Annotated in this window: 16 protein-coding genes; 12 read left to right on the top strand and 4 right to left on the bottom strand. The window is 63.2% G+C overall.

The features are described 5' to 3' along the window. Positions 1–137 precede the first annotated feature (137 nt). Positions 138–1,385: a hypothetical protein gene (locus DWQ09_14025; GenBank protein ID KAA3626986.1), complete on the bottom strand. Its 1,248-nt coding sequence runs from the start codon at positions 1,383–1,385 to the stop codon at positions 138–140. Positions 1,386–1,541: 156 nt separating this feature from the next. Continuing rightward, entirely contained in the window at positions 1,542–3,380 is a 1,839-nt protein-coding gene (locus DWQ09_14030; protein KAA3626987.1) for a long-chain fatty acid--CoA ligase, read from the bottom strand. 312 nt (positions 3,381–3,692) lie between these two features. On the opposite strand from DWQ09_14030, the gene DWQ09_14035 reads away from it, so the two are divergent. The 4 genes from DWQ09_14035 to DWQ09_14050 all read left to right on the top strand — a co-directional run bounded on the left by DWQ09_14035 (position 3,693) and on the right by DWQ09_14050 (position 7,502). After that, positions 3,693–5,504: a SulP family inorganic anion transporter gene (locus DWQ09_14035; GenBank protein KAA3626988.1), complete on the top strand. Its 1,812-nt coding sequence runs from the start codon at positions 3,693–3,695 to the stop codon at positions 5,502–5,504. Between the two features lie 87 nt (positions 5,505–5,591). Next, positions 5,592–5,792 carry a sulfur carrier protein ThiS gene (gene thiS / locus DWQ09_14040; GenBank protein KAA3626989.1) on the top strand — a complete coding sequence of 67 codons (201 nt, stop codon included), beginning with the start codon at positions 5,592–5,594 and terminating at the stop codon, positions 5,790–5,792. Positions 5,793–5,856: 64 nt separating this feature from the next. Further along, on the top strand, positions 5,857–6,651 hold the full coding sequence (locus DWQ09_14045) for a thiazole synthase (GenBank protein KAA3627083.1): 795 nt from the start codon (positions 5,857–5,859) through the stop codon (positions 6,649–6,651). A 566-nt stretch (positions 6,652–7,217) separates the two neighbouring features. Beyond that, positions 7,218–7,502, top strand: coding sequence for a hypothetical protein (locus DWQ09_14050; GenBank protein KAA3626990.1), 285 nt, complete (start codon positions 7,218–7,220; stop codon positions 7,500–7,502). A 696-nt stretch (positions 7,503–8,198) separates the two neighbouring features. Here DWQ09_14050 and DWQ09_14055 read toward each other — a convergent pair. Next, positions 8,199–8,960, bottom strand: coding sequence for a hypothetical protein (locus DWQ09_14055; GenBank protein ID KAA3626991.1), 762 nt, complete (start codon positions 8,958–8,960; stop codon positions 8,199–8,201). Positions 8,961–9,278: 318 nt separating this feature from the next. Continuing rightward, positions 9,279–10,457, bottom strand: a complete 1,179-nt coding sequence (locus DWQ09_14060) for an acyl-CoA desaturase (protein KAA3626992.1) — start codon at positions 10,455–10,457, stop codon at positions 9,279–9,281. A gap of 196 nt (positions 10,458–10,653) precedes the next feature. Between DWQ09_14060 and DWQ09_14065 the strand changes: the two genes are divergently transcribed. The 8 genes from DWQ09_14065 to DWQ09_14100 all read left to right on the top strand — a co-directional run bounded on the left by DWQ09_14065 (position 10,654) and on the right by DWQ09_14100 (position 18,784). After that, the gene (locus DWQ09_14065) at positions 10,654–11,877 is read left to right on the top strand and encodes an HDOD domain-containing protein (GenBank protein KAA3626993.1); all 1,224 of its coding nucleotides are present in this window, start codon (positions 10,654–10,656) and stop codon (positions 11,875–11,877) included. A gap of 208 nt (positions 11,878–12,085) precedes the next feature. Further along, a complete protein-coding gene (locus tag DWQ09_14070) occupies positions 12,086–13,102 on the top strand; it encodes an ABC transporter ATP-binding protein (GenBank protein ID KAA3626994.1) in 1,017 nt (338 codons plus the stop codon). Further along, the gene (locus DWQ09_14075; protein ID KAA3626995.1) at positions 13,099–13,851 is read left to right on the top strand and encodes an ABC transporter permease; all 753 of its coding nucleotides are present in this window, start codon (positions 13,099–13,101) and stop codon (positions 13,849–13,851) included. Before DWQ09_14070 ends, DWQ09_14075 begins: the two co-directional genes overlap by 4 nt. Positions 13,852–13,854: 3 nt before the next feature. Further along, entirely contained in the window at positions 13,855–15,222 is a 1,368-nt protein-coding gene (locus DWQ09_14080; GenBank protein KAA3626996.1) for an ABC transporter, read from the top strand. A gap of 7 nt (positions 15,223–15,229) precedes the next feature. Next, positions 15,230–16,099 (top strand): DUF4340 domain-containing protein, encoded by an 870-nt coding sequence (locus DWQ09_14085; protein KAA3626997.1) that lies wholly within the window; start codon positions 15,230–15,232, stop codon positions 16,097–16,099. A 30-nt stretch (positions 16,100–16,129) separates the two neighbouring features. Next, positions 16,130–16,954: a MipA/OmpV family protein gene (locus DWQ09_14090; GenBank protein KAA3626998.1), complete on the top strand. Its 825-nt coding sequence runs from the start codon at positions 16,130–16,132 to the stop codon at positions 16,952–16,954. 585 nt (positions 16,955–17,539) lie between these two features. Beyond that, positions 17,540–18,355 (top strand): bifunctional DNA-formamidopyrimidine glycosylase/DNA-(apurinic or apyrimidinic site) lyase, encoded by an 816-nt coding sequence (locus DWQ09_14095; GenBank protein ID KAA3626999.1) that lies wholly within the window; start codon positions 17,540–17,542, stop codon positions 18,353–18,355. A gap of 111 nt (positions 18,356–18,466) precedes the next feature. Continuing rightward, positions 18,467–18,784: a hypothetical protein gene (locus DWQ09_14100; GenBank protein ID KAA3627000.1), complete on the top strand. Its 318-nt coding sequence runs from the start codon at positions 18,467–18,469 to the stop codon at positions 18,782–18,784. Positions 18,785–18,832 lie beyond the last annotated feature (48 nt).

Genomic DNA, 18,832 nt, shown 5'->3' on the forward strand with positions numbered 1-18,832 from the left:
ACTCGGGGAACCGCAACTGGTACAACGCCAACCGGCGCCTGACCCGATTCTAAGGTACCTGAGGCAGAGAAGGAAAAGCCGCGTCCACGCCCCTGCGGTTCGCTGAGCGGCTCCGGAGCTATCCCGGGACCCGTGCATCAGCGGATCAACTGAGGAGCCGGCAACCGGGTGTTGCGCTGCTGCCTGGGTAGCGGCTTGTTGATTTGCACCGGAGCCAGCGAGAAGACCTCAATGCGGTTGCGCTCCGCATGCCGCGCACTCAGTTCCAAGCCGCGCGGCAGAGCGGGCATGTTGAAGACAAGCTCGTACTCGCCGATCTCGGCCGGCCGCGTGCGGGCCAGCAGCGGGGTGCGCGGTCCGCGCACCTTGACCGATCCCTGCAGCACGGCGATGGCGGTCCCGCGCTTGACGATGCGCCATTCCACCACCAGCGGCTGTGCACGGATTTGTCGCAACAACTCGGCATCGCTCACCACAAAGGTACCGCCAAAGAGGATGTCGCTGCCCAATTTGACGGGCGAGCGGGCAGGGGCGAAGTCGAAGGTCAGCTCTGTGCGTGCAACAGGTAGTCGAGGCTGCAGGTAATCGCCACCCACGCGCGCCTGGCCCGCGGTTCCGCAATCCCGGCGGAACTGTGCGTCGGGTCCGCGCGCCATGGTACGCAAGGATCGTCCGTCGGCAGCGTGGGTCATCAGGTCGACGCGATAGTGATAACCGGGAGAAAAACGGGCGCGGATGTTGGTGGGCAATTGGATGTCGATGCGGTTGTCGCTCCAACTGCGCACCACCTCGGTGTTCAGCACCAGGCCGTTATCGCGGGCACCCGGCGTATCCGGTCGCGTCACGATGGCCACCAGAAAGGCATTGCGTATGCGGGTGAAGTTACTGCCGCGGATGCTGAGCGGCTCCGTGGGGCAGATGTCGGCACGCGCATAGCCGCTGATAGTGGGGCGCGGCAACGCCACTTCCAGAGTGACACCGCCCAGCCAGTTGTCCGTGCTCAAGACTCCGGTACCGGAAGGTGCGGCGGTACGCACCGGGCGCAGGTGTATCCAATAGGTGCCGGCTGCGGTGATCTCGGCCGGTAGACGAAAGTCGATGCGCGTATCGGTCCAGCGCGTGATCTGCATCGGACCCAGTGTTCCGAGTACCACACCGAGGCGTTCGTAGCTGCCCCACTCGAGCCGGAACCGCCTCGGGTCGCTGCCGAAACCCCGGCCCACCAGGTACGCCGGTTGCCCCAGTATCGCCGGCTTTGGACCATAGTCGGTGAGTTGGGTCAGCGGTGCAGCTCCATACTCCCCACGTTGAGCGTGCGCTGCGCCTGTCCACACTGCAAAGAGGCCCACCAGCCCCAGAGTTCCGATGAGTTTGGAGATTTTCATTGTCCGGCTTCCTCTGTTGCTGCCATTGATGTCCCCTTAGTGAGTCGGACTCCGATCCTGGTCAGTTCAAAGGGTGGGCCATTGGTCCCGATATTTCATCATCAGTGAGAAAACGCCCGCACCAGGCGGGCGCTGCGGGCAGGAACGGATTTGCACTCAGGCCGCGTGCGCTTTGGCCGGACCCTTGGAGTAGATGGCTTCGATCTGGGGTGCGTAATGCTCGAAGATCGCCTTGCGTTTGGTCTTCAGTGTCGGGGTGAGCAGGCCGCTCTCCACGGTCCACGGCTCCAAAGTGAGTATGGCGCGCCGCACCTTGGCGTAACCGGGAAAATCCTTCAGACAATCGCCGATACGGTTGAGGACCAGGCGGTTGAGATCGGAATCCTGCAGCAGCCCCTCTTCGTTGGGATCGCGCCCTGCGGCGGTAACCAGCGCATCCCACCCCTCGCGGTTGAGCACGCAGATTGCGGTGAGATAGGGGCGTGCATCGCCCATCACCAGCACTTGTTCGAACAACGAGTCGAGACAGATGCTCGCCTCCAGATCACCGGGTGGCACGTTCTCGCCGTTGGAGAGCACCAGGATGTCCTTGATGCGGCCGGTGATGTAGACGAAGCCGTCCTTGAGGGTGGCCTGATCACCGGTGTGCAGCCAGCCGTCGGCGCCGATGACGGCCGCCGTTGCACCCTCCTGGTGCCAGTAGCCGAGCATGCAGCCTGGTGTTTTCACCTGCAGCTCGTTTTGATTGCCGATGCGTACCTCGATGCCCGGCAGGGGCAGACCGACGCTGGCCGGATCGTTCTTCTCACAGGTGTTGACGCTGATCACCGGACTGGTTTCGGTCAAGCCGTAGCCCTGCAGGATGTTGACGCCAAGCCCGATGAAGAGCCGCGCCACCGGCAGCGGCAGCGCCGCACCACCGCTCACGGTCAGCCGCAGCCGTCCACCGAGCTTGCTGGTGATCTTCTCGGCCACCAGTTGCCGCAGCAGCGGCCAGAGCAGCAAGGCGGGCGTCCAGCTCGCGCGCCCCTGCTCGACCTGGAAGCGCCGCCAACCCACCTTCACCGCCAGGTGGAAGAGTTTGCGCGCGATGGGCGGCTTCTTGCTCATCTGCTGCTCGATCTTGCCGTAGACGCGCTCGAAGATGCGCGGCACCGCAATCATCACGGTCGGCTTCACCGTGGCCAGGTCATCCGCCAGCTCCAGGATCGAGCGCGAGTAGGCCACCGTGGAGCCCGTCATGATCGGCAGGTAATAACCGGCAGTACGCTCCAAGGTGTGAGAGAGCGGCAGGAACGAAAGAAAAGTATCCTCTTTGTAGACATCGATGATGGTCAGCGCGGCCGCGGCCACCGAGAACATGTTGTTGTGGCTCAGCATCACGCCTTTGGGCTTGCCGGTAGTACCCGAGGTATAGACGATAGAGGCCAGCGCATGGGGATCACCCTTGTAGTCGGCCAGATCGCCAGCGCCGGGGGGCAGCCAGTCGGAGCTCCAGCGCTCCTTGTCGTGCAGTTTGGGACCCGCCTTGTCGCCTTCGCCGCGAATCACGATGCAACCGAGCTGCGCATTCCCCTTGTCGAGTGCCGGCGCCAGTTTGCGCCAGATACCGGCATCCTGAACCGCCAGCAACCGCGCTCCGGCGTCGCCCACGATATAGGCGACGCTGTCAGGGCGGTCATCGAGGTAGAGCGGCACCACCGCCAGCCCCAGGCCCAGCGCCGCCTGGTCGATGGCCACCCAGTCGACACAGTTGCGCATCAGTACCGCGATGCGATCGCCCTCCTTGAGGCCTTCATTGCGCAGCGCCTGCTGCCAGCGCGCCGCCTCGGCGGCCACCTGCTGCCAGGAGAATGCTTCCCACTCCTTGCGGGTGCGGTCGTATTGTCGATAGGCGATGGAATCCGGCGTGCGGCGCACCCGTTCACGAAACAGCTCGTAAAGGGTGCCGACCTGGGAGGGAGTAATAACGTCTTTTGTCCAGTGATCAGTCATGGCTGCGCCCACCTCGTCACGGGATCGGGATACCTTGGTTTTTTACCCGAATTGACCCTCATTCTAGTGCGATATTTCGCGAAATCGCAACGACCTCCAGGGGCCCGCGTCCAATCTATCCCATTTGGTATCGACCCGTGGCAGGCCGCGCTGTGATAGGATTACGGCCCTCTCGTACCGATGAACCGATATCCACGACGTCTGTTGTGCACCGCCCCAAGGCCGCCTGTTCGGCAGCTGCGAGCCGTGCCTGCCGCCTCCCCTGACCTGGTCTCGGCTCGAACCACACACTTCCCCGGATCCGTGCGCTAGATGTTCACCGCCGGACGCCAGATCAGCTGCCCGCTGTGGCTCTATCGGCTGTTGCCGATGCTGCGCTGGTGGCCGATGGTCACTCCCGACTCGGCGCGGCGCGATCTGACCGCGGGCCTCACCGGCGCCATCGTCGTACTGCCCCAGGGCGTCGCCTTCGCCACCATCGCCGGCATGCCGCCAGAGTACGGTCTCTACGCCGGCATGATTCCCGCCATCATCGCGGCGCTGTGGGGGTCATCGTGGCACCTGGTCTCGGGACCGACGACGGCGGCCTCCATCGTGCTCTTATCCTCGCTGTCGGTGCATGCCCAGCCGGGGACGGCGGAGTACGTGCAGCTCGCGCTGATGCTTACCTTCATGGTCGGTGTCATCGAGCTGGCGCTGGGACTTGCACGCATGGGGGCGCTGGTCAATTTCATCTCCCACTCCGTGGTGGTGGGCTTCACGGCGGGCGCCGCGCTGCTGATCGCCGCCAAGCAGATCAAGAACTTCACGGGCGACCCGCAGGCACAGGGCGAGCATGTCTACGACATCCTCTACCACTTCGGCCAGCATATCGATGAGATCAACATCTACGTCACGGCCGTGGGGTTGGTGACGCTGACCGCCGGTATCCTGTTCAAAAAATTCCTGCCGCGCTTTCCCTACATGATTGCCGCGCTGCTGATCGGCAGCCTCACCGCGGTAGTGCTGAATCTGTTCTTTGGCGGCCAGGCCGCCACACAGATCCAGACGGTAGGCGCGCTGCCCCGCTCGCTACCGCCGCTCTCGTCACCCGATTTCGACTTATCCGACATCAAAAAACTGGCGCCCACGGCACTGGCGGTAACGTTGTTCGCACTCACCGAGGCGGTCTCCATCGGGCGTTCGCTGGCGATGCGCAGCAATCAATCGCTGGATGGCAATCAGGAGTTCATCGGTCAGGGGCTGTCGAACATCTTCGGCAGCTTCTTCTCCGGCTACGTCGCCACCGGTTCGTTCAACCGCAGCGGCGTCAACTACCAGGCAGGTGCGCAGACGCCGCTCGCCGCGGTGTTCGCCGGTCTGCTGCTGATTGTGATCGTGCTGCTGGTAGCACCGCTGGTGGCCTATCTGCCCAATGCCGCCATGGCGGGTATTCTCTTTCTGGTGGCCTGGGGCTTGATCGATTTTCAGGCCATCAAACACATCCTCAAAGCCAGTCGTGAGGAGACGGTGATACTCGTCTCCACCTTCCTCGCGGTCATATTTCTGGAGCTGGAGTTCGCCATCTATCTGGGTGTTCTCATGTCCTTGGTGCTCTATCTCAACCGCACCTCCAAACCCAGGATCGTGGCCCGCACGCCCAACGCCAACGACCGCAAGCGCGCCTTCGTCACCGACAGCTCGCTGGCCGAGTGCCCCCAGCTGAAGATCATCCGCATCGACGGTTCTCTTTTCTTCGGCTCGGTCAGCCATGTCCAGGAGTGCCTGCGCCAGATCGAACGGGCCAGCGCCGACCAGAGGCACCTGCTGATCATCGCCACCGGCATCAATTTCATCGACCTGTCGGGGGCCGACCTGCTGGCACGCGAAGCCCGGCGCCGCAAGACACGCAAGGGCAGTCTCATCCTCAGCAATGTCAAACCCCAGGTGTACGAAGTGCTGCAGAAGAGCGGCGCCCTCGCCGAGATCGGCCCCGACAAGGTGTTCCTCAGCAAGGCCGATGCCCTGGCCACCGCTACCGCGGGTGTCGACTGGAGTGCGTGCCACCAATGCGACAAACGCATCTTCCTGGAGTGCGAGGCCAACGCGCAGGCGGGCGCGACCTCACAACCCACGACGACCTGACCGGGCCGCCCCGGCTGGGCATTGTGGTGTACAATCCCTTCCCTTCAAGTACCGTATAACCGTTAGGCGTTACCCCCGTATCCACCGATGAAGATCACCCTGAACGGCGAACCCCGCGAGGTAGCCGACCAGTCGACCGCGCAACAACTCATCGAGCTCCTCGGGCTTGCCGACAAGCGCCTGGCCATGGAGATCAATCGCGAGATCGTGCCGCGCAGCAGCTACGCGACGCATGCCCTCCAGGAGGGCGACACGATCGAAATCGTGCGTGCGATCGGCGGCGGGTGAGCCGCAACCGCTGGTCCCGCGAACGAACTCCTGCAACGCATTCAACCGAAGAGACACCGCAACCATGAGCCACACTGCAGAGGACAAACCCCTCGTCATCGCCGGCAAGACCTACACCTCCCGGCTGCTGGTCGGCTCCGGCAAGTACAAGGATCTCGAGGAGACCCGCCGCGCCACCGAAGCCAGCGGCGCCGAGATCATCACCGTCGCCATCCGCCGCACCAACATCGGTCAGGATCCCAACGAACCCAACCTGCTCGACGTGGTGCCGCCGAGCAAGTACACCATCCTGCCCAACACCGCCGGCTGCTACACCGCCGAGGATGCGGTACGCACCTGCCGCCTGGCGCGCGAACTGCTCAACGGCCACAAGCTGGTGAAACTCGAGGTGCTGGGCGACCAGAAGACGCTGTTTCCCGACATCACCGCCACCCTGGAAGCGGCCGAGATCCTGGTCAAAGAGGATTTCGACGTCATGGTCTACACCAGCGACGACCCGCTCATCGCCAAGCGTCTCGAAGAGATCGGCTGTTGCGCGGTGATGCCGCTCGCCGCCCCCATCGGCTCGGGGCTCGGTATCCGCAATCCCTACAACATCCTCACCATCGTTGAAAACGCCAATGTACCGATCCTGGTGGACGCCGGTGTCGGCACCGCATCGGATGCGGCGATTGCCATGGAGTTGGGATGCGATGGGGTGTTGATGAATACGGCGATTGCCGGGGCGAAAAATCCGGTGTTGATGGCGTCGGCGATGAAGAAGGCGATCGAGGCGGGGCGCGAGGCGTTTCTTGCCGGGCGGATTCCACGTAAGCGGTTTGCGAGTGCGTCTTCGCCGATTGATGGGACTTTCTTTTGATTGGTTGTGTGGCTGTGCCACAGTGAATTAAATCGGGGAGTCCGCCCCCGAAGTCGGACTACTTTTCTTTGCTTGTCCAAAGAAAAGTAGCCAAAAGAAATGACACCCAACGGCCGCGCCACTCTGCGAGTGGTTCCCTGCGTTGCTCGATCTGTGAGGGGTTTCATCGACAGCACTTCCTGTGCTGACGATGAAAGCTCGCCATCCCTGGCTCGCCCCTGACGGGCCTGATCCTCACAGCCCTCCGCTACTCGGCGCTGCCGACGGGGGGTAATTCAACACCAACATGCGGCGCAATGAGATTGCGCCCTACGCGGGCTGGCGGAGAGAATCCCGCGCAAGCGATTTGCGAGTACGTCTTCGCCAATTGATGGGACTTTCTTTTAGGTTTTTGTGTGGCTGCGCCACACAAAACAACTAAACAGCCTGCAACGAATACCTTTCAAAAAACCAACTCAGAGAGGAACATACTCCAATATTGGCAGGGACTGCTCTCTGACCCGGTTTTTCCATTAGAAGATACAGGTGGTGCCACTAAAGCAATGATCAGGAGGTCCAAGACAGGATTGGTTTTCGCCGGGCTGTATGTCATCGCCGCAACGGCGATGTTCTTTGTTGCTTTGACCTGCAGCAGCGACTGGATGTGTGATCTGATTGCGCTGCCTGCATTCGTTCCGGCGGGATACCTTTACTGGCTCCCGTTTTCCGGCCAATTCAACTACATACCGGATCCCGTGCGGCGTTGGGAGTTCATCATCCCGGCACTGATCACCAATGCAGCGCTGTACTATCTTGCCGGCTCTGCCGCGGAACTCCTTTTCAAACGTCTTTTCAATCGTTCCGCCAAATAATGGTCGCCGGCACCACACCTTCACTGGTTGGGTGAGAAGTTCAAACCCATCGGCAGCCCGCGTAGGGCGCACTTTCTTTCGTCCCTTTCTTTGGGCGAGCAAAGAAAGGGACCTGCGCTGCGGGCGCGGAACCCCGCTCTAAATAAACTGTGGCGCAGCCACACAAAACGACTAAACCACCTGCAGCGAATACCTTGCAAAAAACCAAGTCAGCTCGTAGGGCGCAATAACCGAAGGGCATTGCGCCGCAGGTTGGTGTAGAAGTTATTCCCCGTCGGCAGCGCCGAGTAGCGCAGGGCTGTGAGGTCAAGGCCCGCAGGGGCGAGCCAGGAAAGGCGAAGCTTTCATCGCCAGCACAGGAAGTGCTGTCGATGAAACCCCTCCCAGACCGAGCAACGCAGGGAACCGATCAAAGATCGGCGCGGCCGTTGGGTGTCCTTTCTTTTCGTAACTTTTCTTTGGACAAGCAAAGAAAAGTTACCCGGCCGCGGGGACGGACTCCCCGCATTCAGTCACTGTGGCGCAGCCACACAAAAACCCATCAAATCGCCTGCAGTCCGCATAGGGCGCAATAACTGAAGGGCATTGCACCGCGCATGTCGGTGTTGAAGTCACCCCCTTCGGCAGCGCCAAGTAGCGCAGGGCTGTGAGGTTAAGGCCCAAAGGGGCAAGCCGGGAAGAGCGAGTCTCACCACCTCACCCCCACTCCCTCGGCTCCTGCCGATAAAACAGCGCCAGCTGCCCGTAGACCGCCGGATAGGCGGCGCGGAGAACCCTCGGTATCTCGAAAAACACCTCACTGGCCACGGCGAAAAACTCCTCCGGCGCCGTGGCGGCATAGGGATCGAGTGTGGTGGGTTGCTGCGCCTCGACCCGCTCCACAAGATCTGCGTACGCCACGCTGAAAGCATCATGCCACACGGTATTGTTCATCCCCCGGTGCAACGGCGGATGACCGTTGGCGTCCCCGTTGAGCATGTCGAGCTTGTGGGCGATCTCGTGGATCACCAGGTTGTAGCCGTTGCCCTGACCGCTGGCGGCGACATCCGGCCACGACAACACGATGGGGCCCTGCTGCCACGATTCACCCTCCAGGGCACGGTGCTCACGGTGCATCACCCCTGCCTCGTCGATCCATTCGTGATCCTGCAGAAACACTTCGGGATAGAGCACGATCTCGTGCCAGTTGTCGTACCAGTCGAGATCCAGGCCAAGAACGGGCAGGGCGGCGAGCGCGGTGACGACGACACGCTGATGCCGGTCGGGCTCCAGGCCGTCGGCGCCGTGTACGGGTTTGCCGTGGAGCAGTAGCGTGGCGGTGTCACGCAGGCGTTCCTGACCGGCGCGCGGCAACCTCCGCAGCACCGGCAATGCGGCGAGCGCACCTGCCCACGCAGAGCCAGGGATGGGATGGCGGGCGAGAACCCGGCGGCGGCGCCAGGCGCGGAAGCTCCACATACGGCAAGATTCGCGGCGGAAGAAGAGCCGTCATTATCCGGTTTCAGCAGGCGAAAATGTAGGGCCGGCGCAGCCCGCGTAGGGCGTAATAACCGAAGGGCATTGCGCCGCATGGCGGTGTTAGGTTATCCCCCGTCAGCAGCGCCGAGTAGCGCAGCTTGGCTTGGATCAGGCCCGCAGGGAACCACTCGCAGAGTGGCGCGGCCGTTGGGTGCCCTTTCTTTTCGCCTCTTTTCTTTGGGCATGCAAAGAAAAGAGGTCCGGCTGCGGGGACGGACTCCCCGCACCTAATCACCATGGCGCAGCCACACAAAATAACTAAACCGCCTGCAACGAATACCCCTTCAACGACCGCGAAAACCGCTCCAACGCTTCGATCCCCGAGCGCTCCGCATTCGCACACCACTCCTGCAACGCCTTGAGCAGCGACTCGCCCTCGCCCGCTTCACGCTGCCAGATGCCGGCCAGCTTGACGCGGAACTCATGCACCACCCTTAAACGTTCGCTGAGCGACAGTGCCTGCTCCAGCTCCGCGGGCGGCTGATCGTTAAGACGCGCGCTGCTGGTTGTCAACCACTGCCGCGCCTGGCGTACCATTTTTCGCGCGGCACCCACCTGGCGTTTGAGTTCTTCGCGAAACACGGGGCGAATCACGCGCCGTGTGTAGTCGTGCATCACCCGAAAGCGGGTGCGCAGCAATGCGCTGGCGGCGGCGAGATCGAGGCGCTCCTTGCCGGCGATCACCACCGCGCGCGGTTCCACGTGACGCACGGTGGCAAGCCGCAGCGCGGCCAGGGCGCGGATGTATAACCAGCCGAGATCGAACTCCCAGGGGCGATGCGCGAGGCGCGCGGAAGTGGCGTAGGCATGATGGTTGTTGTGCAGCTCCTCGCCGCCGATCAGGAAACCCCAGGGGACGATGTTGCGCGAGGCGTCTTCGCAGTCGTGATTGCGGTAGCCGGACCAGTGCCCGATGCCGTTGATCACGCCGGCGGCGGTGACGGGTATCCAGGCCATCTGCACCGCCCACACCGTCAATCCCAGCACACCGAACAGCGCCAGATCGATCAACAGCATCAGCACGATGCCCAGCCAACCAAAGCGGCTGTAGAGATTGCGTTCGATCCAATCAGCGGGCGTGCCGCGCCCATAACGCTCCAGCGTCTCCTGGCAAAGGGTCTCCTTGCGGTAGAGCTCGGTGCCCTGCCAGAACACCTTGCGGATGCCGTAGATCTGCGGACTGTGCGGGTCTTCGGGACCATCGACCTTGGCGTGGTGTTTGCGGTGGATCGCCACCCATTCGCGGGTGATCATGCCGGTAGTGAGCCAGAGCCAGAAGCGGAAAAAATGGCTCACCGCAGGATGCAGATCGAGGGCGCGGTGCGACTGGTGACGGTGCAGAAAAATAGTGACGCTGGCGATGGTGACGTGGGTCAGGCCGAACGCGGCCGCCGCCACACCCAACCAGGAGAGGTTCAACAGACCTTCGTGTAGCATGAGGTTTCCTATGGGAGTCGCGCCGGGCTTGGCGCGCGAATCACCAGCATAAATGATGACAATTATCAATTCCAGGCATATCCGCAGCCTCCTGCGGAGCCCTGATGGGCCAGTGAGCGGCGTCTCCTTCCCTCCTGGCGCCGAGTCTGGTACTCATCGTCTCTGACCCACTGCGAGTCCGGAATTCGAGCCGACCATGAGCGACATCCTCATCGCCCGCCAGCCCATCTACGACCGCGATCTGCAGGTCGTGGGCTACGAAGTGCTCTACCGCAGCAAACGCGAGGACATCGCCGACATCATCGACGGCGACTCCGCAACTCTCCGTGTACTGGCCAACACCTTCCTCGAGATCGGCCTGGAGGATCTGCTCGGCAATCGCCCCGCCTTCATCAACTGCAGCCGCAACTTTCTGATCGACGAGAATCCACTGCACCTGCCGGTGGGCAAGGCGGTGCTGGAGGTGACGGAGAACATCGCACCTGATCCCGAGGTGCTGCAAGGCATCCGCAACCTCGCTTCGCGCGGCTATCAGATCGCCCTCGATGACTTCTGTCTGGAGCCGCAGAACCGCCCACTCCTCGAGGTCACCAACTACGTCAAGTTCGACGTGATAGGCGCCCACCGCGCCCGCATCCTGGAGGATGCGAAAGAGCTGCGGCAACTCGGCATCAAACTCATCGCCGAGAAAGTGGAATCCCAGGAGGATTTCGACCTTTGCAAAGAGATCGGCTTCGATCTGTTTCAGGGCTACTTTCTCTGCAAACCGCGCGTGATCCGCCGCGAGCATGCCCCCGCCAACGAACTGGCGGTGATGAAGCTGATGGCCGAACTGCAAAATCCCGACGCCGATGCGCGCGATATCGAACGCATCATCGCCACCGATGTCACCCTCAGTTACCGCCTGCTGCGCTACGTCAACTCCGCCTTTTTCGGACTGCGCAAAAAGATCGACTCCATCCAGCGCGCCATCGTGCTGCTCGGTTTTCGCAACATCCGCACCTGGGCCACGGTGATCGCCCTCTCCGGCATCGAAGGCAAACCGGGCGAACTGCTGCATATCTCACTGATGCGCGCGCGCTTTTGCGAACTGATCGCGGCGCAGACCGATAAAAAGCTGCAGGACGCCGCCTTTACCGTGGGGCTGTTCTCGGTCCTCGACGCACTGCTCGATCTGCCGATGCGCGAGGCCCTCGATCCTCTGCCGCTGGCCCCCGCCGTCGAGTCTGCTCTGATCGATCAAAGCGGACCGCTCGGCCAGATCCTGCAGTGCGTGCAGGCCTACCAGCGCGGCCACTGGGCAGGGGTCGACAACTTCCCCAGCCTCTCCGCGGCCCTCGGACAAGCCTACCTGTCGGCGCTGGCCTGGAGCGATCAGGCCGCCGCAGCGCTGAGCGCGCCCGCTTCCGAAACCGCATGAGCCAGGACGTTGCGATGGCGGAAACGCGCCCTATAATGCGCACCCAACGGCCACGCAACGACTCGTTGGCCAACCTACGCAAACGATTACTCGCCTGAATCACAATGGAACGCGATGCGCAGGAAGCCCGGGTGGTAGAGATCGTGCGAGCGAGACAATCCCGCTTCGAGGCCGTATTGGCGGCCGCTTGAGGCGCATAGTGAGCACTATGAAACGAAAACAAGCGCCCGAACGGACTGAAGCAGAGCAGGCGCAGCCGCGCGAGATTCCGCCACCCAGACTCCTCGTGCAACTCGATGGGCTGACCCGCGACTATGGCGGTCATCGCGCGGTGGACGATCTGAATCTGGTGATCGACAAGGGCGAGGTGCTGGGCCTGCTCGGCCCCAACGGCGCCGGCAAATCCACCACCCTGCAGATGATCAGCGGCAACCTCGCCCCCAGCGCGGGGCGGATCACCATCAACGGTGTCGATCTGCTGGAACAACCCAGGGCCGCCAAGGCGCACATCGGCTACCTGCCGGAAAACCCGCCCCTCTACCGCGAACTGACCGTCGACGAGTACCTCACCTACTGCGCCCGCCTGCATCGTATTCCGCGCGCCGAACTCGGTAGCGCGCTGGCGACCGCCAAGCGCCGCTGCGGACTGGAGGCGATGGCGGGCCGGCTGATCGGCAATCTCTCCAAGGGCTACCAGCAGCGCGTGGGGATCGCCCAGGCGATCATCCACACCCCGCCGGTGGTGATTCTCGATGAACCGACGGTGGGGCTCGACCCGATTCAGATTCGCGAGATTCGCGCCCTGATCCGCGAGCTGGGCGAGAGCCACAGCGTAATCCTCTCGACCCACATCCTGCCCGAGGTGCTGCAGGTGTGCAGCCGGGTGGAGATCATCCACCAGGGGCGACTGGTCTTTTCCGACACCATCGCCGGGCTTGAGGCCCGCACCACCGCCAGCACCACGCTGCTGGCGCTGCGCCACCCACCCGCGGCGCAGGAGCTGACGACCCTACCCGACATCATCAAGGCCGAAGCGCTGGGCGCGGGTCGTTTCCGCCTCCACCACACCGCGGAGGGCTTCGCCGCCGACGAGTTCATCGAACACGCCGTCGCCGCCGGCTGGGGCATCACGGAACTCACCCCCGAGCGCGTCAGCCTGGAGCAGATTTTCATCGAACTGACCGCGGGTGATTCGCCGGCCGATGACGCGGAGGCGGCGGCATGATCGCCACCATCGCCGGGCGCGAATTCAGGAGCCTGTTCCTCTCTCCACTGGCCTGGGCCATCCTCGGTGTGGTGCAGCTGATCCTCGGCTACCTCTTTCTCAGTCAGATCGAAACCTACCTGCTGATCCAGCCGCGTCTGGGCGGCATGGAAGGCGCGCCGGGCGTGACCGATCTGATCGTAGCGCCGGTGCTGGGCAACGCCGCCGTCGTGCTGCTGCTGGTGATCCCGCTGGTGACCATGCGCCTGGTGGCCGAGGAGCGGCGCAACCGCACCCTGAGCCTGCTCTTCACCGCGCCGGTGACCATGACCGACATCATCCTCGGAAAATACCTCGGCATCCTGCTGTTCCTGCTGGTGATGGTGGGGCTGATCGCCCTGATGCCGCTGGCGCTGCTGCTGGGCGGCAGCCTCGATGCGGGCAAGGTCGCGGCCGGGCTGTTGGGGCTGACCCTGCTGCTGGCCGGTTTCGCCGCCATCGGGCTGTTCATGTCGACGCTCACCGAACAGCCGGTGGTCGCCGCCATCAGCACCTTCGGCGCGCTGCTCGGCCTGTGGATCGTCGACTGGGCTGGGCGCAGCGGCGAGGCGGCCGACGCGCTGCTGCAGTACCTCTCGATACTGCGCCACTACGAGCCACTGCTGCGCGGCCTGGTGCGCAGCGAGGATCTCGCCTATTTCGCGCTGCTCATCACCGCGTTTTTGATCCTCAGCATCCGCCGCCTGGATGCCGACCGGGTGCAGGAGTAAGCGATGCAGACCGGTCGGAGCACGCGCCTGAAACTGCGCCTGGAGAGTTATCTCTTCATCGCTCTGCTGCTGGCGGCCGTGGGACTGCTGGGCTGGCTCAGCACCCGCCACGGTTTCGAGAGCGACTGGACCGCCAGCGGCCGCAACTCACTTTCAGACGCCAGCCGCCAGCTGCTTACCAGCCTCGACCAGCCGCTGCGCATCACCGCCTTTGCCCGCCCCGACGAGATGCTGCGCGGGCGTATCGAGGATTTGATCAATCGCTACCGGCGTGTCAAATCCGATCTGCAGTTGGAGATGGTCAACCCTGACACCGCCCCGCAGCGGGTGCGCGAGCTTGACGTCACGGTCGACGGCACGCTGCTGGTGGAATACCAGGGCCGCAGCGAAAAGGTGCTCGATCTCAACGAGCAGGCACTGACCAACGCGCTGCAGCGCCTGGCCCGCAGCGGTGAGCGCTGGGTGGTCTTTCTGCAAGGGCATGGCGAGCGCCGCCCCGACGGCAACGCCAACCATGATCTTGGACACTTCGCCCGCGAACTGGAACGCAAAGGCATCACGGTCCAGAGCCTCAACCTGGGCACTACGCCGGCGATTCCCCTCAACACGACGGTGCTGGTGATCGCCGGGCCACAGACCGACCTGCTGCCCGGCGAGGTGACGTTGATGCGCGGGTACCTGGAGAACGGCGGCAACCTGCTGTGGCTCGCCGATCCCGAACCGCTGCACGGGCTCGAACCCCTGGCCCAGCAGTTGGGTATCGGCTTCGTTCCTGGCGTGATCGTCGATGCCACCGCACGCCTGTTCGGCATCCAGAGTCCCGACATCGCCCTGGTGCCCCAGTACCCGGACCACGGCATCACCCGCGATTTCCAGCTGATGACACTGTTCCCGCGTGCCGCGGCCCTGTCGGTGGACGCTCCTGAAGGATGGGAGGCCGCGGCATTTCTCAATACCGCCCCCAGCACCTGGGCCGAGACCGGCGCGCTGGAGGGCGAGATCCGCCGCGACGCGGGCGAGCAGGCCGGTCCGCTCACCGTGGGCATCGCCCTCAACCGCGCGGTGGACAACACTGATCCGGCGACTGCGGATGCCGCCCGCGAGCAGCGCGTGGTGGTGATCGGCGATGGCGACTTCCTGGCCAACGCGTACCTGGGCAATGCGGGGAATCTGGATCTGGGCATGGCGATACTCAACTGGTTGAATCACGATGACGCCCTCATCGCCATCCCCGCCAAGACGTCGCCCGACGTCGATTTTGCGCTGGGCAGGGTGGCCTCGGCAGCCATCGGTTTTGGCTTTCTTCTGCTGCTGCCGCTGCTGCTCATCGGCAGTGGCGTCGTCATCTGGCTGCGGCGGCGGCGCCGCTAGGCAGGCGATGATGCGCAGGCAGGCGCTGCTCAACCTCCTCATGCTGTTGCTGGTGGGTGCGCTCACCGCGCTGGTGCTGTGGGGACCGGAGCCGGAAGCGCCCGTCGCAACCCCGTTGCTCACCGACCTCCAGGCGGACAGGGTACGGCGCATCGAGATCACCTTTGCCGAGCGCAGCCCGGTGGTTCTCCTGCGCGACGGGGAGCGCTGGTTCATCGATAACGCGCAGCGCTGGCCGGCCGACGCCGAGCGCGTCCAGCGCATCCTGGCGCTGACCGACGCGGTCAGCCACGCACGCTACCCTGTCGCCGAACTCGACACCGCCGAGGTGGGCCTGGCACCACCGCGGATCACCCTGCGGCTCGGTGATGCCGTGTTCGAGTTCGGTGGTCAGGAGCCGCTGAACCGTTACCGCTACCTGCGCCACGGCGATGCGGTGCATCTGGTGACCGACACGGTGATCCACCAGCTCAGTGATCGACCGGAGGATCTCGTCAGCCACCGCCTGCTGCCCGATGACGCCAAGGTGGTGGGCCTGACGCTGCCCGGTCTCTCCCTGCAGCAGGGCGATGGCGGCGCCTGGCGCAGCATCCCGACACAGCCCGGGCGTTCGCAGGACAGCTTCAACCGCTTCATCGAGGGTTGGCGCTACGCGCGTGCGCTGCACGTCACCCCCGCCTCCGGTGACCGGGGTGAATCGGGTGATGAGGTCATCGTCGAACTGGGCGAACCGGCGCAGACGGTGCGCTTCGCTCTAATCAACAACGACGATGACCTGGTGCTGGAACGACGCGACCTCGGCCTGCGCTACAACCTCGCTGCCGGCGCCCGCGAGCGCCTGCTGAAACTGCCGGCTGGCGGCGAGCCCACACAGTGATCTCGCTCCGTTGTCTGATAACTTAAGGGCATGCACCGCTTCCTCCTCCTCGTCTGCCTGCTCCCGGCTCTGACCCAAGCCGAACACCTGCCGCGCTGGGAGTTGGGCGCCGGCATCGCCGGGCTGCACCTGCCCGACTACCGCGGCTCCAACGAGAGCCGCGACTATCTCGCTCCTTTTCCCTACCTCGTCTACCGCGGTGAGCGTGTGCGCGTCAGCGAAGAGGGTATCCGCGGCCTGCTGTTCGAATCCGACAAAGTGGCGTTGGATCTGAGCCTGTCGGCGTCTATACCGGTGGACAGTGAAGATAATTCAGCGCGTCAGGGGATGCCCGACCTCGATCCCGCGTTCGAGATCGGACCCAATCTCAAGGTGCGTTTCGCGGAGAATTCCGAGTTGCGCAGTCACTGGGAACTCAACCTGCCACTGCGTGCTGTGGCAGCCACCGATTTCTCGCACGGCACGATGATCGGTTGGATCTTCAATCCTCATCTCGACTATGTGCGCCATTTTCCCATGGCGGGCGGGCGGCTGCGGCTGGTGGTCTCCTGGGGCCCGTTGTGGGCCAGTGAGAAATACCATGACTATTACTATGAGGTTGACGCCGCTTACGCCACGCCACAGCGGCCCGCTTTCGATGCCCGCGGCGGATACAGCGGCAACCGGCTGCTGATCACTGTCGGCAAGCGGCTCAACAGCAGCATGGTGCTGGGCGGATTTCTGCGCTATGACGATCTCCACGGCGCGGCATTCGAGGATAGCCCCTTGGTCAAACGCAACGAGTCGCTGATGGGCGGCATCGCGCTGACCTGGATCTTCGCGCGCTCGGCGGAAACCGTGGCGCATGAGAAGTAGGAAAACTTGTGCGGCTGCACCACGATCTTTTGAATGCGGGGATTCCGTCCCCGCGGCCAGGTAACTTTCTTGTGACGACAAGAAAGTTACCAAAGAAACGTTCCCAACGACCGCGCCGATCTTTGATCGGTTCCCTGCGTTGCTCGGTCTGTGAGGGGTTTCATCGACAGCACCTCCTGTGCTGACGATGAAAGCTTCGCCTTCCCTGGCTCACCCCTGCGGGCCTTAGCCCCACAGCCCTGCGCTACTCGGCACTGCCGACGGGAAGATATCCACCCCTCTCCCCTTCAGCGCAGCCGAGCACCGCAGCGAACCGCGGAATAGAGCGGGCGCTGCTGTTCGCAAAAGCGCACAGGGTGCCCGCTGAAAACGGGTTTCGATGCGGAGTGCCATTTCTTTTCGCCTTTTTTCTTTGGGCATGCAAAGACCAATTTGACAGGATCTAATTGGGAGAACCAGGGATGGTTCGAGTCAAAAGGGGTCCGGCTGCGGGGACGGAATCCCCGCACTAAATCAATCCGGCATAGCCGCACACCCTCGCTTCATGCAAGATAACCCCGCCACCCAAATCGAAACTCCACCACCGTGCCTGAACTACCCGAAGTCGAAACCACCCGTCGCGGCATCGAACCGCATCTTCTCGGGCGCACCGTGACCGCGGTTGTCGTGCATCAACCGCGACTGCGCCGGCGGGTACCGGCACGGCTGGGGAAAGAGCTGACGGGTCAACGCATCGACACGGTGGCAAGGCGCGGCAAATACCTGCTGATCGGAACCGAGGCCGGTACGCTGATTCTGCATCTCGGCATGTCGGGCAGTTTGCGCATCGTCGCCGGTGATGCACCGCTGCGTCCTCACGACCACCTGGAGTTCGCAGTCGACAACGGGCGCTGTCTGCGTTTGCACGATCCACGTCGTTTTGGCCTGGCGTTGTGGACCACCCGCGATCCCCTGCAGCATGTGCTGCTCAGCAAACTCGGTCCCGAGCCTCTGAGCGACGAGTTCTCCGGCGCGCATCTCTACGCGCATTCGCGCAACCGCCGCATCGCGGTCAAACCCTTCATCATGGACAGTCACATCGTCGTCGGCGTGGGAAACATCTACGCCAGTGAAGCGCTGTTTCGCGCCGGAATCGATCCCCGACGCGCGGCGGGACGCATCGCGCGTGCGCGGTATCAGCGTCTGGCCGCTGCGATTACGAGCACCCTCGACGACGCCTTGCGCCAGGGGGGAACGACGTTGCGTGACTATCTCAACAGCGATGGAGAACCCGGCTATTTTCGCCTGCATCTCAACGTCTATGAACGCGCAGCCCAGCCGTGCCGGGTGTGCCGGACACCCATCCGCCAACTGCGCCAGGGGCAGCGCTCAAGCTACTACTGCCCCAACTGCCAGCACTAGGTGCTGTTAGCAGGCCTTGATGCATTACGATTCGACTGGGCGTATGGTGAAGGCCCACGAGGAGCGAACCGATACGGCACCGGCGGTCTGAGTTGCCAAGATCACACAACCATGAACCGTCTACCCTCAACGACCTTCGACGCATGGCAAGCCTACAACGCCATGGCGACCACCAAGCAGCGTCATCTCGACTACCTGCAGAGGCTGGGAGCGCGCTACAGCAAATACGGCGAACCCACTGACGAAGAGTCTTCACTGCTCGCGCGATTGCTCGAAGAACACGATGCGCAGGTCAAAGCCTTTCTCGGCGCAATGAACGCACTGCGCGCGCGCGACGCGCAAGCTCACCACGAGCTGGTTTCCTATATCACCACGCTCAACGAACTTCTCACACCTGAAGAGAGTCCGAACAATCCGCAAGCGCACTGAGTCATCGACGTACAGCATTGTACTGCTCGCAACTGAGCGGCGATCCTG

Source organism: Pseudomonadota bacterium, from assembly GCA_008501635.1.
GTDB lineage: Bacteria > Pseudomonadota > Gammaproteobacteria > QQUJ01 > QQUJ01 > QQUJ01.

What these genes read in the sequence shown, in the direction of transcription:
- DWQ09_14090 (KAA3626998.1), top strand. Translation starts at nt 16,130, where the DNA reads ATGCACCGCTTCCTCCTCCTCGTCTGCCTGCTCCCGGCTCTGACCCAA.
- DWQ09_14035 (KAA3626988.1), top strand. Translation starts at nt 3,693, where the DNA reads ATGTTCACCGCCGGACGCCAGATCAGCTGCCCGCTGTGGCTCTATCGG.
- DWQ09_14075 (KAA3626995.1), top strand. Translation starts at nt 13,099, where the DNA reads ATGATCGCCACCATCGCCGGGCGCGAATTCAGGAGCCTGTTCCTCTCT.
- DWQ09_14060 (KAA3626992.1), bottom strand. Translation starts at nt 10,457, where the DNA reads ATGCTACACGAAGGTCTGTTGAACCTCTCCTGGTTGGGTGTGGCGGCG.
- DWQ09_14080 (KAA3626996.1), top strand. Translation starts at nt 13,855, where the DNA reads ATGCAGACCGGTCGGAGCACGCGCCTGAAACTGCGCCTGGAGAGTTAT.
- DWQ09_14085 (KAA3626997.1), top strand. Translation starts at nt 15,230, where the DNA reads ATGATGCGCAGGCAGGCGCTGCTCAACCTCCTCATGCTGTTGCTGGTG.
- DWQ09_14025 (KAA3626986.1), bottom strand. Translation starts at nt 1,385, where the DNA reads ATGAAAATCTCCAAACTCATCGGAACTCTGGGGCTGGTGGGCCTCTTT.
- DWQ09_14070 (KAA3626994.1), top strand. Translation starts at nt 12,086, where the DNA reads ATGAAACGAAAACAAGCGCCCGAACGGACTGAAGCAGAGCAGGCGCAG.
- DWQ09_14045 (KAA3627083.1), top strand. Translation starts at nt 5,857, where the DNA reads ATGAGCCACACTGCAGAGGACAAACCCCTCGTCATCGCCGGCAAGACC.
- DWQ09_14100 (KAA3627000.1), top strand. Translation starts at nt 18,467, where the DNA reads ATGAACCGTCTACCCTCAACGACCTTCGACGCATGGCAAGCCTACAAC.
- DWQ09_14030 (KAA3626987.1), bottom strand. Translation starts at nt 3,380, where the DNA reads ATGACTGATCACTGGACAAAAGACGTTATTACTCCCTCCCAGGTCGGC.
- DWQ09_14065 (KAA3626993.1), top strand. Translation starts at nt 10,654, where the DNA reads ATGAGCGACATCCTCATCGCCCGCCAGCCCATCTACGACCGCGATCTG.
- DWQ09_14055 (KAA3626991.1), bottom strand. Translation starts at nt 8,960, where the DNA reads ATGTGGAGCTTCCGCGCCTGGCGCCGCCGCCGGGTTCTCGCCCGCCAT.
- thiS (KAA3626989.1), top strand. Translation starts at nt 5,592, where the DNA reads ATGAAGATCACCCTGAACGGCGAACCCCGCGAGGTAGCCGACCAGTCG.